Source organism: Psychrobacter aquimaris (genome assembly GCF_016107525.1).
GTDB classification, from domain to species: Bacteria; Pseudomonadota; Gammaproteobacteria; order Pseudomonadales; family Moraxellaceae; genus Psychrobacter; species Psychrobacter aquimaris.
The window spans coordinates 186,151-199,424 of sequence record NZ_JABASR010000006.1 but is presented as its reverse complement, the minus strand read 5'-3'; the positions used below and the strand labels follow the sequence as shown (position 1 = coordinate 199,424).

The window sequence follows — 13,274 nt, the reverse complement described above, 5'->3', positions numbered from 1 at the left end:
CGCAGGACTGGTAAATCTTGAGCTTAATATCTGACTTTTGCAAGAGGTCTAATATTCATAGAAATTATACCAAGTTTAAGCGTACTTAATGGTGAGGTTTCTGTATTTTTGAATTGGTTTAAATTTAAGTATTGGTGTAATTTTTTATATGAGTTTATAAAAAATCTGATTTTAACAACCAAATATAAATTTTGTAAATTAAATTTTTTTAATTTAGGAATCTAATGAAAAAAGCACTTATCACAGGAATTACGGGGCAAGACGGCAGTTATCTTGCGGAACTTTTAATCGAAAAAGGTTATGAAGTTCATGGTATTAAACGACGTGCCTCATCCTTGAATACTCAGCGTATTGATCATATATATCAAGATCCTCATGAAAAGAATAAGAAACTATACCTTCATTACGGAGATCTTACTGACACCTCTAATTTAACGCGTATCTTATCTGAAGTACAGCCAGATGAAGTGTATAATCTAGGTGCTCAAAGTCATGTAGCGGTGAGCTTTGAATCACCAGAATATACTGCTGATGTCGATGCTATTGGTACGCTACGTTTGCTAGAAGCGATTCGATTTTTGGGATTGGAAAAAAAGACTAGATTCTATCAAGCCAGCACTTCTGAGCTCTACGGTTTAGTACAAGAAACCCCGCAAAGTGAGACGACACCTTTTCATCCACGCTCACCTTATGCTGTAGCAAAAATGTATGCTTACTGGATTACAGTGAACTATCGTGAAGCTTATGGTATGTATGCTTGCAATGGGATTTTGTTCAACCATGAATCTCCACGACGTGGTGAGACATTCGTTACTCGCAAGATTACTCGTGGACTAGCAAATATTGCTCAAGGTATAGAATCGTGCCTTTATATGGGTAATATTGATGCTATGCGTGACTGGGGACACGCCAAAGATTACGTACGTATGCAGTGGATGATGCTACAGCAAGACGTTGCAGAAGACTTCGTCATCGCAACGGGTGTGCAGCATAGCGTAAGAGAATTTATTAACTGGTCGGCAGCTGAACTAGGTATTACCTTACGCTTTGAAGGTGAAGGCGTCGATGAAGTTGGTATCGTCACTGAAATATCAGGTGATAACGCACTAGCCCTTAATGTAGATGATGTGATTCTAAGGATTGATCCAAGATACTTCCGTCCAGCTGAAGTAGAAACCTTGCTCGGTAATCCAACTAAGGCGAAAGAAAAGCTTGGCTGGACTCCAGAGATTACGGTACAAGAAATGTGTGCAGAGATGGTACGAGCAGACCTAAAAGCGGCTAAGCGCCATGCATTACTAAAGTTACATGGTTATGAGATTCCACTATCTGTAGAGCAATAAATATGAGAAAGGTATTTGTCGCAGGACACAAGGGAATGGTGGGTTCAGCCATTACTAGACAACTATCACTCAGTAATGATGTTGAAATCATTACTTGTGATAGAGGTAAGGTTGACCTTGTCAATCAATCACAAGTGCTAGACTTTTTTCATAAAAATAGAATAGACGAGGTGTATCTTGCTGCAGCTAAAGTAGGAGGAATACAGGCCAATAATAACTATCCTGCTGATTTTATTTATGAAAACCTGATGATTGAAGCAAATATTATTCATTCAGCGCACCTAAATGACGTGCAAAAACTACTGTTTTTAGGTTCAAGCTGTATTTATCCTAAGTTTGCTGCACAACCGATGCAAGAAACGGCCTTAATGACAGGCACTTTAGAAGAAACAAATGAGCCTTATGCAATCGCTAAGATAGCAGGTATTAAACTTATTGAAAGTTATAATCGACAGTATGGACGCGACTATCGTAGTGTTATGCCGACCAATTTATATGGTGTTAACGATAATTTTCATTCAGAAAACAGTCATGTTATTCCAGCTTTATTGAGGCGTTTCCATGAAGCAAAAATTAACCAACTGCCTCAAGTTATCGCTTGGGGTACTGGACGAGCGATGAGAGAGTTTTTATATGTTGATGATATGGCAGCTGCTAGTATTTTCGTCATGAATTTAGATAAAAAAATTTATGACAAATATACAGAACCGATGTTAAGCCACATTAATATCGGAACAGGAGTTGACCGCTCGATTAAAGAGCTAACAGAGACGATTGCCAAGGTCGTAGGATATACGGGTGAAATTGTGTGGGATAGTTCAAAACCTGATGGTACACCTCGTAAATTGATGGATGTCAATCGTTTAAAATCACTAGGCTGGCAATACAGCATTGGTTTAGAGCAAGGTCTTAAGCAAACTTATGACTGGTTTTTAGACAATCAAGAAAGCTTTAGGAAATAATCCAATGCATTTAGATAAAAATATTTACAAACTATTGTCCAAAAAATGCCACTAGTATCGATTGATTTGATGATTAAAAATGCTCAAGATCAGATGTTATGGGGTAGAAGGAATAATCGCCCAGCGCAGGGGTATTGGTTTGTACCTAGTGGTCGTATTTGTAAAAATGAAGGTTTGGCCTAGACATTCAAGCGTTTGACGTATACTGAGCTGGGTCAAGAGTTCTTGATGGATGAGACACGCTTTTTAGGCGTGTTTGATAGTGAAATATCAACGTACTATATAGCTCTAGGATACCAGCTGATTGTGGAGGTTAGCTTTGATACGCTTCCTGTAGATCAGCACCACCAATATCGATGGTTTACGATAAATGATTTGCTCCATGACGCTCATGTACACGAAAATAAAAAAGTGTATTTTTAGTATCAGTAACTGCGTACCAATCAATTTAGGATAAGTATTATGATTCTACCGATAATTATTGCAGGTGGAACGGGAAGCCGATTATGGCCATTATCACGTGAGCTCTTTCCGAAGCAGTTTCAAAAGCTATATGGTCAGACAACGATGTTGCAGGCAACCATTCTCCGCCTAAAAGGTTTGGAGTGCTTACCGCCATTAGTTATATGTAATGAAGAGCATCGCTTTATCGTTGCTGAACAACTGCGACAAATAGGGCAATTAGACCATAATATTATTCTTGAGCCTACAGGTAAAAATACCGCACCAGCGATTGCGCTTGCCGCTATTTACGCAGCAAAGCACAAAGACAATCCTGCGTTACTGGTTTTAGCGGCTGACCATGTGGTCTTGGATGAGGATGCATTTCGTACAGCTGTGGTACAAGCGCAAGTACATGTGAAACGAAATAAGCTCGTTACTTTCGGTATTGTGCCTCAGGTTCCTGAGACGGGTTATGGGTATATTAAATATAATCCCAATGCTAGTGCTAGTGGGCAATCAGGATTTACAGTTGAGCAGTTCGTTGAGAAGCCTGACTTGTCTACAGCTAAAGCCTATCTAGATAGTGGCAAATACCTATGGAATAGTGGTATGTTTGCCTTCAAAGCACAAAACTATTTAAATGAATTAAAAAGTCACCGTCCAGACATATATAATGCTTGTAATAACGCCATGCAAAGTGTTGATATTGACTTGGATTTTATACGCGTAGATAAGGAGAGTTTCTTTGACTGTCCTGCCGAGTCAATAGATTATGCGGTCATGGAAAAAACGACTAATGCAGTTGTCATTGCGATGGATGCTGGTTGGAGCGATGTAGGTGCATGGTCGTCTTTATGGGAAGTTTCTGATAAAGATAAAGATGACAATGTCATAACAGGCGATGTGCTGACAGTTGATAGTCATAATAACTATATATTTGCAGAGACAGGATTAGTAGCGACAGTGGGCTTGGATAATACTATTGTTGTTCAAACTAAAGATGCAGTACTAGTCGCATCCAAAGATAAGTCGCAAGAAGTCAAGCGTATTGTCAACCAACTAAAGGCTGATAAACGTCAGGAATATAGTGTTCATCGCGAGGTGTATCGGCCTTGGGGTAAATATGACTCTATTGACAGTGGGCATCGTTATCAAGTCAAATGCATCACGGTCAAACCCAGTCAAAAGCTTTCTGTACAAATGCACCATCACCGTGCTGAGCACTGGATAGTGGTATCAGGTACAGCGAGAGTCATCGTTGATGGTAACGAAAATCTAGTTACTGAAAATGAGGCTGTGTATATACCATTGGGATCTACGCATTGTTTGGAAAACCCTGGCAAGGTTGATCTTGAGGTGATAGAGGTGCAGGTTGGATCATACTTAGGTGAAGATGATATCGTTCGATTTAAAGATCAATATGGTAGAACATAAAACCTTATTTAAACAGACTTGAAAATTGACAATCAAAAATAATAAGTAGGTTTTTTATGAAAATAACTATCGTAGGTGCAGGATACGTTGGTCTATCGAATGCTGTCTTACTGGCCCAACAGCATACAGTGACCGCTTTAGATATTGATAAAGATAAAGTAGATAAAATTAATCAGCGTCGTTACCTATCGATGACAAAAAAATAGAGAGCTTTCTAGCTCGCAAAGAGCTATTTGCAACCACAGATAAAATACAGGCTTATACGGGTGCTGATTATGTAATGATAGCCCCTACCAACTATGATACAGACACCAAATGCTTTGATACCAGTAGCGTCGAAGCTGTCATTAATGATGTATTGAAAGTCAATGCTGATGCCATGATCATCATCAAATCTACCATTCCTGTAGGTTTTACTAAACGTACTAAAAAGAAGCTTGGAGTTGAGAATTTATTATTTTCTCCTGAGTTTTTACGAGAAAGTAAGGCGCTGTACGATAATCTTTATCCTTCACGTATCGTTGTTGGTGAGCAGTCAGAGGTTTGCGCAGATAGTGGCAGACTGTGCGGTTACAGAAAATATTGATATCTTATTAACCAATGATGCTTAGGTACTACAGTTATTATTTATGAGCCCAAGTCTGACGAAGCTAGTTTCTTAGAATGTGAGATTGTAAACGACTTATATACGTTTAAGAGCAGGTCAGATATCATAGTAGTTAACCGACTTTCAGAAGAGCTAGCAGACAGCTTGGATAAAATATATACTCGAGATTTATCTGGTTCAGATTATTAATTAGGCTTTTATTTGAAATACTTTTCATATGTTAGAAACAGACAGTTTACTCATGCTTTAGCAGCGTTAAAGCCTAGGCTGCGTTATACCACTGCTAAACGGCGTTGGTATGCAGCACGTTTAGGCTTGTATCATACTGTCTTAGAATATTCATCATGGTTGCCAGTAAAGACGCCGCGCCATACGGTAGTGTCTACTATCGCTGCTATCAAACGTCAAGATTTAACTGACGATATGGCCAAAAACCGTATAGAACAACTCTTATATCATAAACGATACCGTCAATTTCATCATGAGTTTATTAAAGAGACAATATCTTTCTATCCTGAAGTGATATTTAATTTTTTGAAAGAACAGTCGGGCGGCTTAGATAGTTCTTACTATCAAGGCCTATATATAGCGCTAAAGCATAAGTACAGCTTATATGACTTAAGTCTTGATATTAGTTTACTAGAGTCTTTGAAGCATGATTATACTAATTATAGGTGTTTATATAATAATTTAACTATTAACAGTAGTTCTAGTAATAAGTTATTAGATAAGCTTGCCAATTTAAATCAAATGTTTGCTCATCATCAGCTTAATCAAATAGGGTTATACGATGAAGCGCAGCCTTTCACGGTGAGTAATCTAAGCGCATTAACGCAATCGAATAACCAAAAAAAATTTCAAGATCATAATCAGCTGCATAAAGTGACCGTTATTGTTACCACCTATAATGCCAGTGAAACGATAGAGAGCTGTATTAATAGCCTGTTACAGCAGTCATGGCCTAACTTAGAAATAATAGTGGTTGATGATGCCAGTACAGATGACACCTTGCTGCGTTTACAGTATTTAAGTAACGACAATAACACTATTAAGGTTATTGCTCTACCACAAAATGTAGGGACGTTTGCGGCTAAAAGCATTGGATCGCAGTATGCAACTGGTGAGTTCTTAACTTGTCAAGATTCTGATGATTGGGCGCATCCACAAAAAATTGCAGAGCAAGTGCAACCATTGTTAGAGGATGCTAGTATCATTGTGACGACCTCACATTGGTTGAGGTTAGATCATAATGGTCAATATTATGTTCGTCAAATATATCCTTTTATGCGGCAAAATCCAGCTTCGCCTATGTTTCGTTTGCAGACTGTCAAACAAGAAACTGGCTTATGGCATATAGTACGCACAGGCGCTGATAGTGAGTTCTTTGAACGGTTAAAGCTAGTATATGGTAATGAAGGAATCTCAGTTATTAAAAAACCGTTAACCATTGCTAGTCATCGTCCTAATTCCCTAATGACCTCAGAAAAATTCGGTGTTTATAATCGTGAAGCAGCTTTAGCTCGTTTGGATTATTGGGAAGCTTGGCGCTTATGGCACGTAGATATACTCTACCAAAAATCTCGCCTAGTTATGCCTAATCTTCAGCAACAAGTAAGCGCAAAGCAAGCATTATTTCCGGGAATACCAGATAACATTCAAGTAGATATGCTGAATTTAAAAGAAAACTTAGCCACACATGAAGTATTGAGTAAGCTTTGAAGTGAACCCTAGACAAAGCTTTTTATAATTGCTAATTATAGATATTAAGTTTATAGGATTATTGAAGTATGAAAAAAATAACTCACGCCGTCATCCCTGTTGCAGGCTTCGGTACACGTATGTTGCCATTGTCTAAATCCGTGCCAAAAGAGCTATTGCCACTTGGTAATCGTCCCGCTATTCACTATGTGGTTGAAGAGGCGATTGCTGCTGGTATTAAGCATATTGTCTTGATTGGTCATGCACAAAAGAGCGCGATTGAAAGTTACTTCGATATCAATGCCGAGCTGGACAGTCAGCTGCGTCATAAAGGTAAAGATGAGCTAGCCGATAGCTTAAACTGGTTACCAGAAGATGTGACAGTTTCGATGATACGTCAAGGTAAGGCGTTAGGTTTGGGACATGCGGTACTCGCTGCGCGTCCCATTATTGGTGAGCATGATTTTGCCGTATTGCTTCCAGATGTGGTACTCGATCCTTTTACGGGTGATATGGCTGATGATAACTTAGCCTTTATGATTGATGCTTTTGCTGAAGATAATCATTCACAGATATTGGTTGATAAAGTCGCTGATGAAGATGTGCATAAATATGGTATTGCCAAATTGAATGAAGCGTTTAGTGAAGATGATGAAGCAAATATAAATGCCAGCTTTAAGGTGGCAGGATTTGTAGAAAAGCCAAACTTAGCTGATGCACCCTCAAAATTAGCAGTCGTTGGTCGTTATGTCTTTAGTAATCACATTTTTGACTATCTAGCCAATACCAAAGCCTCGGTCGGTGGTGAAATTCAGCTGACCGATGCCATTGATGCCTTGATTAGTGAATACGGCGTGAATGTCACAACCATGCGCGGCGACAGCTATGATGCAGGCGATATGCGCTCATACATGCAAGCATTTATCTATTTTGCTCAGCAGCAACTAGCAAATGAAGAGTAATCAATGAGCGATACGAAAGATAATAACAAGTATAGTAGTGCTCGAAATTCTAAGTACTGGCAGCAATTGCAAGAATTAGCGGCACAGCCATGGTCGCTGGATAAACTATTTACGCAAGATACTGAGCGCACGATCCGTTTTAGCACCCAAGCTGGTGCACTATATATGGACTATAGCAAGCAATGTATTGACGATGCTGTGCTAGAAAAATTATTAACCTTAGCAAATAGCTGTGAATTGCCCACAAGAATTGATGCACTTATGCAAGGTGCGATGGTCAATACCAGCGAGGAGCGTGCTGCCTTGCATACAGCACTACGATTGCCAGAGTCTGCCAAACTAGACGTTGATGGGCAAAATGTCGTCGCTGATGTGCATGATAGTCTGTCGCAAGTAGCACGTTTATCTGAACGTGTCCGTAGTGGTATATGGCGCGGATTTTCTGGTAAAGCTATTACGGATGTGGTTAATATTGGCGTTGGTGGCTCTGACCTTGGCCCGCTTATGGCGACGACCGCGCTGGATGAGTGGGCAGATACCGACATTGAAGTACATTTCGTCTCTAATATGGACGGTACTCAGCTTGATAATTTACTCAAGCACCTCAATCCTGAAACGACCTTGTTTATCATCTCGTCCAAGTCATTTGGCACGGTTGACACGTTATCTAATGCTAAGACAGCCTTGTCATGGCTGCTTGCCACTGCCAAGCTGCGTGCAGGTACTGAAGACAGTGTGCTACGCCGCCACTTTATTGGTATCTCCGCTAACAGCGAAAAAATGAGTGTGTGGGGTATTCATCCTGAGCATCAGCTACAGCTTTGGGAGTGGGTTGGCGGTCGTTTTTCTTTATGGTCAGCGATTGGTCTTGCTATTGCTATTCGTATTGGCATGGCTGGGTTTAAAGCATTATTGGCTGGGGCTCATAGTATGGATGAGCACTTTGCTCAGGCTGATTTTACAAAAAATTTACCAGTATTGTTGGGTTTGCTTGCTGTTTGGAACAGTACCTTTTTACAGGTAAATGCTCATACCGTGTTGCCCTATGATGGTCGTCTCAGCTATTTACCAAGCTACTTAACCCAGCTTGAGATGGAGAGTAATGGTAAATCAGTTACCCAACACGGTGATCATATTGATTATGATACTTGCCCGATTTTATGGGGCGAGATTGGCTCCAATGCGCAACATGCCTTTTATCAGCTGCTACATCAAGGCACACAGCAAGTGTCTTGTGACTTTATTGCTTGTGTGCGCCGCTATAGTGGTCAATCGCAAAACGCGCCATTACAGCAGCAGCATGAGCTGTCTTTAGCCAATTGTCTAGCACAGAGCCGAGTGCTGGCTTTTGGTAATGCCGCGCTTCAAGAGACTGAGGTTCAAGTAGCTTCTGCCGCGGATAAATATAAATATTACCGTGGCAATCAGCCGTCAACGACATTGCTGATCGATGAGCTGACGCCGCATAGTTTGGGAGCGCTGATTGCGCTTTATGAGCATAAAGTCTATGTCATGGCCAGCATTTGGGATGTTAACCCGTTTGATCAATGGGGCGTTGAGATGGGTAAGCAAATGGCAGAGTCCGTACATCAAGCCATGCAGCAAGCAGGTGAGAGTCAGTTTGACAGCTCCACTAACCAGCTGTTAAAACATATTCAGCAGCTGTCTTGATCGCTTTGCTACTAAGTCGATAATCATTAAAGGTGAACGCATGAGCGCTGTTTCTATAAATGACAATACACCTAAATATACGCATGAATCTAAACCACAGAGCACTGCAAGCAAGCAAGTTTGTGTGCTTATCGGTCATAGCATTGAAGCCATTACTAGCGCCGTGGTGCTGGCAAGTCTAGGTCAGCGCGTGCATCTTTATGCAGATATTGAGCTATTGAGGCAGCAAATACAACAATACGGCTTTGAGCATCATTTGCAAGCACTATGGCAGATGTATGAGCAGCAGCAGGTTATTATCAGTACAGCATTACCAGCTAGCGCTGACACGTTAATACAATATTATGAAACGACAAATTTTAGTGACAGTCGTCACATCAATGAGAGCAATGAGAGCAATGAGAGCAATGAGAGCAATGAGATTGGTAAGGTTGACGACCAAAGCACCATTGCGCTTTATTGGTTGTTTTTAGACAGTATCAAGCCAGTATGGGCAGAAGCCAGCTGGATTACCGCTTTCAACCACAGCCATCAGCAATCGTTACCCGTGATTATAAGTGGCACTGAGAAACTAGGGGTTGTCTCAGCACTGGCGCAAAATTTGCAGCGCGCGTGGGTCTACTATGTGCCGTTTGTATTCTTGCAAGACGGTGATGTTTATAGCTCAATGCTAAGTCCTTCACTATGGTTACTTGGTGAAAAAACAGCCAACAGTAGCCAGCATCTAGAAGTATTGAAGCCGTTAATGCAGCATGCGCGTGCCGCTCATCACGCTGATATCGCAACGATAGAGTTTGCCCGTAGCAGTATCATGGCGATGCTGGCGACGCGAGTGAGTTTTATGAATGAGATGTCACGCTTGGCGGACAGTCAACAGGTAGATATCAAGCAAGTCAGTCGTATCATGGGGCTAGACGCGCGGGTCGGCAGCAGTTATCTGCAAGCAGGCTGGGGCTTTGGTGGTAACACACTACCCACCGAATTGGCGAAGTTACAGCAGTCCAGCCAAATGCACAGTTTAGATATGCCGCTGTTGCAGTCAGTCATGCACATTAACGAAGATCAAAAAGAGCTGATATTCCGCAAATTCTGGCAATATTTTGATGGATTTATTGACAATAAAACGGTGATGATTTGGGGCGGTAGTTATAAATCAGGCTCAGGACGTACCGCAGGCTCAGCCATACATCCATTACTAGCGTTATTATGGTCTTACAATATTCGCACGCTGGTTTATAGTGATAAAGCGCAAACGGAACTTGCTGCGCTTTATAAGCAGCAGCCATTGCTTGAATTGATTAATAATCCTTATCAGCAGCTAAGTGCCGCACAGGCGATTTTTATCATTAGTTGGTCGCCACAAGATCAACTAGATATTGCCAAGCTTAATCAACACGCGATGCCAGTATTTGATGCGCAAAATGCACTGACACGATTGCAGATCGATAGTCTGGTAGGTGACTATATGGGCATTGGTCGGTCTAAATAGCTTTATTTCAGTTTTTCTGTCATCAAAAAAGCTCGTTGATAATTATCAGCGAGCTTTTTTTTGATTTTTAATCGAAATCACCCATATTAAATCGTATTCATTTACGCTGGTATAGCACCTTGCGCTGCTAGCCACTGTTGAATCTCTCGAATTTTAATAGCTAACAATTCTTCATTGCCACGACTTTCAATGTTTAATCTGATAAGTGGTTCGGTATTGGAGGCTCGCAGATTAAAGCGCCACTCGCCGAAGTTAAGACTTAAGCCATCAAGCGTCGATTTGGTCGGATTTTCGCTGCTAAATTTTTCCTCAATAGCGCTAATAATCGTTGGAGCATCATTTGTTGTGAGCCGAAAATTAAGCTCGCCTGAACTTGGATAGGCTTGAATATATCCAGTAACCAATTCTGATAAAGTCTTACCAGTGACAGACAACAGCTCAATGGTTAATAACCAAGGGATCATGCCGCTATCGCAATAGAAAAAGTCACGGAAATAGTGGTGTGCAGACATCTCGCCGCCATAAACAGCGCCAGAGTCACGCATGACTTGCTTAATAAATGAATGTCCAGATTTACTGATGACAGCCTTACCGTTATGTTCTTTAATCACGGCTTCAGTATTGTAAATGACCCGTGGATCGTAGACGATTGACTCATTTGGGTACTTATTCAAAAATGCTTGGGCAAGCATGCCGACGATGTAACTGCCATCAATAAATTCACCCTGTTCATCGAACAAAAAGCAGCGGTCAAAGTCGCCATCAAAGGCAATCCCAAGGTCGGCTTTGTTTGCCAAAACCGCTTGCTGAGTGGCCACTCTATTGGCATCAATCATAGGATTGGGAATGCCATTTGGGAAGCTGCCATCAGGGGCATGATGCAGTGTAATCACTTCAATTGGCGCACCAGCTTGTGCAAGCTTATCAATCAATAAGTCAACCACGGGTCCCGCACTGCCATTGCCTGAGTTAATCACTAATTTAAGCGATTTGAGCTTATCGGTATCAATAAAAGTCATGACATGATCGACATAAGCGCTTTTATTGGTTAATAACTGCAACATTCCTGATCGGTTTTTAGTAGTAAATTGCCCAGACTCTGCCAGTGCCTGAATCTCTGCCAAACCATCATCGGCGCTAATGGGCTTTGAGTGCTCTTTGACTAGTTTTAGGCCGTTATAGTTGATGGGATTGTGACTGGCAGTGACCTCGATACCGCCTAGGGCCTGATAATGACTGGTGGCAAAATAGACCTCTTCAGTGCCGCTCATGCCCAAATCAATCACATCGACACCGGCATCTATCATACCGCAGATAGCGGCCTGTTTTAGCGGCTCGCTTGAATGACGGATATCGCTACCGATGACGATGGCAGGTCTTAGTACGGCAAGCTCACTCTGTTGATCGTCCGTCACGGCGGCGTGATAACGCTGAGACAAAATCTGAGCAAAGGCGCGACCGATACGATAAGCGATGGCATCATCTAGGGTCACCCCAAGCTCGCCGCGAATATCATAAGCTTTAAACGAGCCAATGCTCATAGGATAAAATTCAGTTGCTGGCTGGTAGCCTGTGGCCATAGAAGTTGACATAATAATAAGGTTCCTTGCAGATAAGTGGTGGTAAAATAACGAGGCAGACCACGCAATTATAAGCCAATAACCCACCAATGCCACCTTATCATCCGCTTTATATTTTATAAAAGAGTCATCACGCCCCAAGCCATCTATTAAACAGGAGCCTGCCTTATGAGTAACCCAGTAGCCAACATATCAGCCCCCCAACCGGTACAAGGTACACCACCTGCTAGTGGTGAATTAGACGATTTATTGGCTTTGATGGCACGGCTACGTGTTGACTGTCCGTGGGATAAAAAGCAAACTAATCACAGTCTTATTCCGTATGCCATCGAAGAGGCTTATGAGCTGGGCGAAGCGGTACAAAGTAATGACGATGAGGATATCAAAGGCGAGCTAGGCGATGTGCTGCTGCAAGTGGTGTTTCATTGTCAGATGTATGCGGAGCAAGGTCGCTTTAATATGAGCGATGTTATAGCCACTTTACAAGAAAAGCTGATTCGTCGTCATCCGCATGTGTTTGAAGCCGAAACTTTAAAAGACGATGCAGCAGTAAAATTACGCTGGGATGAGATTAAAGCAGAGGAGCAGCAATCGCGCGAGGCACGAGGCAAACCCAAACGTCGTTTAGACAATACCAAGGCGGGCAGTGCGCTTATGCAAGCGCAAGATGTACAAAAACAGGCGTCAAAGTTAGGGTTTGACTGGGAGGGCGTTGGCGGTGCTTTTGATAAGCTAGATGAAGAGATTGCCGAGTTAAAGGCTGAATTGATAGATAAATCAAAAGACGCTGCTGAATATGACATAAGCAAAGCCAATATTAGTGATATTGAAAAAGAGCTGGGTGATTGTATGTTTGCGCTGGTCAATGTCGCCCGTAAACTCAATCTTGATGCAGAAGTAGCTACCTTAACGTGTGTGCATAAATTCAAATCACGCTTTGGTTATATTGAAGCGCAGTTAGCTGCGGCTGGCAAGCGTTTAGAAGACAGCGATATAGCAGAGATGGATGCACTGTGGGAAGCGGCGAAACAACATGAACGATCGTCATGAACGTTTATCATAAGGTCTCATTTTTTAGCTTAGT

9 protein-coding genes and 1 pseudogene are annotated in these 13,274 nt (G+C 41.7%); 9 read left to right on the top strand and 1 reads right to left on the bottom strand.

The annotated features are described in order from the left end of the window. Window positions 1-224 precede the first annotated feature (224 nt). The 8 genes and pseudogenes from gmd (at window position 225) to JFC10_RS07420 (ending at window position 10,610) form a co-directional block, all read left to right on the top strand. Window positions 225-1,343, top strand: coding sequence for a GDP-mannose 4,6-dehydratase (gene gmd, locus JFC10_RS07455; RefSeq protein WP_198332293.1), 1,119 nt, complete (start codon window positions 225-227; stop codon window positions 1,341-1,343). 2 nt (window positions 1,344-1,345) lie between these two features. After that, window positions 1,346-2,305 (top strand): GDP-L-fucose synthase, encoded by a 960-nt coding sequence (gene fcl / locus JFC10_RS07450; protein ID WP_227698020.1) that lies wholly within the window; start codon window positions 1,346-1,348, stop codon window positions 2,303-2,305. Window positions 2,306-2,767: 462 nt separating this feature from the next. Continuing rightward, window positions 2,768-4,183 carry a mannose-1-phosphate guanylyltransferase/mannose-6-phosphate isomerase gene (locus tag JFC10_RS07445; RefSeq protein WP_198332292.1) on the top strand — a complete coding sequence of 472 codons (1,416 nt, stop codon included), beginning with the start codon at window positions 2,768-2,770 and terminating at the stop codon, window positions 4,181-4,183. A gap of 56 nt (window positions 4,184-4,239) precedes the next feature. Further along, window positions 4,240-4,724 (top strand): annotated as a pseudogene (locus tag JFC10_RS07440) (2-dehydropantoate 2-reductase N-terminal domain-containing protein); the annotation flags it as partial. A 489-nt stretch (window positions 4,725-5,213) separates the two neighbouring features. Continuing rightward, entirely contained in the window at window positions 5,214-6,509 is a 1,296-nt protein-coding gene (locus JFC10_RS07435; RefSeq protein WP_198332291.1) for a glycosyltransferase family 2 protein, read from the top strand. 68 nt (window positions 6,510-6,577) lie between these two features. After that, a complete protein-coding gene (locus JFC10_RS07430) occupies window positions 6,578-7,450 on the top strand; it encodes a UTP--glucose-1-phosphate uridylyltransferase (RefSeq protein WP_198332290.1) in 873 nt (290 codons plus the stop codon). Between the two features lie 3 nt (window positions 7,451-7,453). Next, window positions 7,454-9,121: a glucose-6-phosphate isomerase gene (gene pgi / locus JFC10_RS07425; RefSeq protein ID WP_198332289.1), complete on the top strand. Its 1,668-nt coding sequence runs from the start codon at window positions 7,454-7,456 to the stop codon at window positions 9,119-9,121. A gap of 40 nt (window positions 9,122-9,161) precedes the next feature. Then, on the top strand, window positions 9,162-10,610 hold the full coding sequence (locus JFC10_RS07420) for a UDP-glucose/GDP-mannose dehydrogenase family protein (RefSeq protein WP_198332288.1): 1,449 nt from the start codon (window positions 9,162-9,164) through the stop codon (window positions 10,608-10,610). Between the two features lie 101 nt (window positions 10,611-10,711). Here JFC10_RS07420 and JFC10_RS07415 read toward each other — a convergent pair whose 3' ends face one another. Then, window positions 10,712-12,202: a phosphohexomutase domain-containing protein gene (locus JFC10_RS07415; RefSeq protein WP_320157969.1), complete on the bottom strand. Its 1,491-nt coding sequence runs from the start codon at window positions 12,200-12,202 to the stop codon at window positions 10,712-10,714. Window positions 12,203-12,358: 156 nt separating this feature from the next. Between JFC10_RS07415 and mazG the strand changes: the two genes are divergently transcribed. Next, window positions 12,359-13,240, top strand: a complete 882-nt coding sequence (mazG, locus tag JFC10_RS07410) for a nucleoside triphosphate pyrophosphohydrolase (RefSeq protein WP_198332287.1) — start codon at window positions 12,359-12,361, stop codon at window positions 13,238-13,240. Window positions 13,241-13,274 lie beyond the last annotated feature (34 nt).

What these genes read in the sequence shown, in the direction of transcription:
- JFC10_RS07435 (WP_198332291.1), top strand. Translation starts at nt 5,214, where the DNA reads ATGGCCAAAAACCGTATAGAACAACTCTTATATCATAAACGATACCGT.
- pgi (WP_198332289.1), top strand. Translation starts at nt 7,454, where the DNA reads ATGAGCGATACGAAAGATAATAACAAGTATAGTAGTGCTCGAAATTCT.
- JFC10_RS07430 (WP_198332290.1), top strand. Translation starts at nt 6,578, where the DNA reads ATGAAAAAAATAACTCACGCCGTCATCCCTGTTGCAGGCTTCGGTACA.
- JFC10_RS07415 (WP_320157969.1), bottom strand. Translation starts at nt 12,202, where the DNA reads ATGTCAACTTCTATGGCCACAGGCTACCAGCCAGCAACTGAATTTTAT.
- gmd (WP_198332293.1), top strand. Translation starts at nt 225, where the DNA reads ATGAAAAAAGCACTTATCACAGGAATTACGGGGCAAGACGGCAGTTAT.
- JFC10_RS07445 (WP_198332292.1), top strand. Translation starts at nt 2,768, where the DNA reads ATGATTCTACCGATAATTATTGCAGGTGGAACGGGAAGCCGATTATGG.
- JFC10_RS07420 (WP_198332288.1), top strand. Translation starts at nt 9,162, where the DNA reads ATGAGCGCTGTTTCTATAAATGACAATACACCTAAATATACGCATGAA.
- fcl (WP_227698020.1), top strand. Translation starts at nt 1,346, where the DNA reads ATGAGAAAGGTATTTGTCGCAGGACACAAGGGAATGGTGGGTTCAGCC.
- mazG (WP_198332287.1), top strand. Translation starts at nt 12,359, where the DNA reads ATGAGTAACCCAGTAGCCAACATATCAGCCCCCCAACCGGTACAAGGT.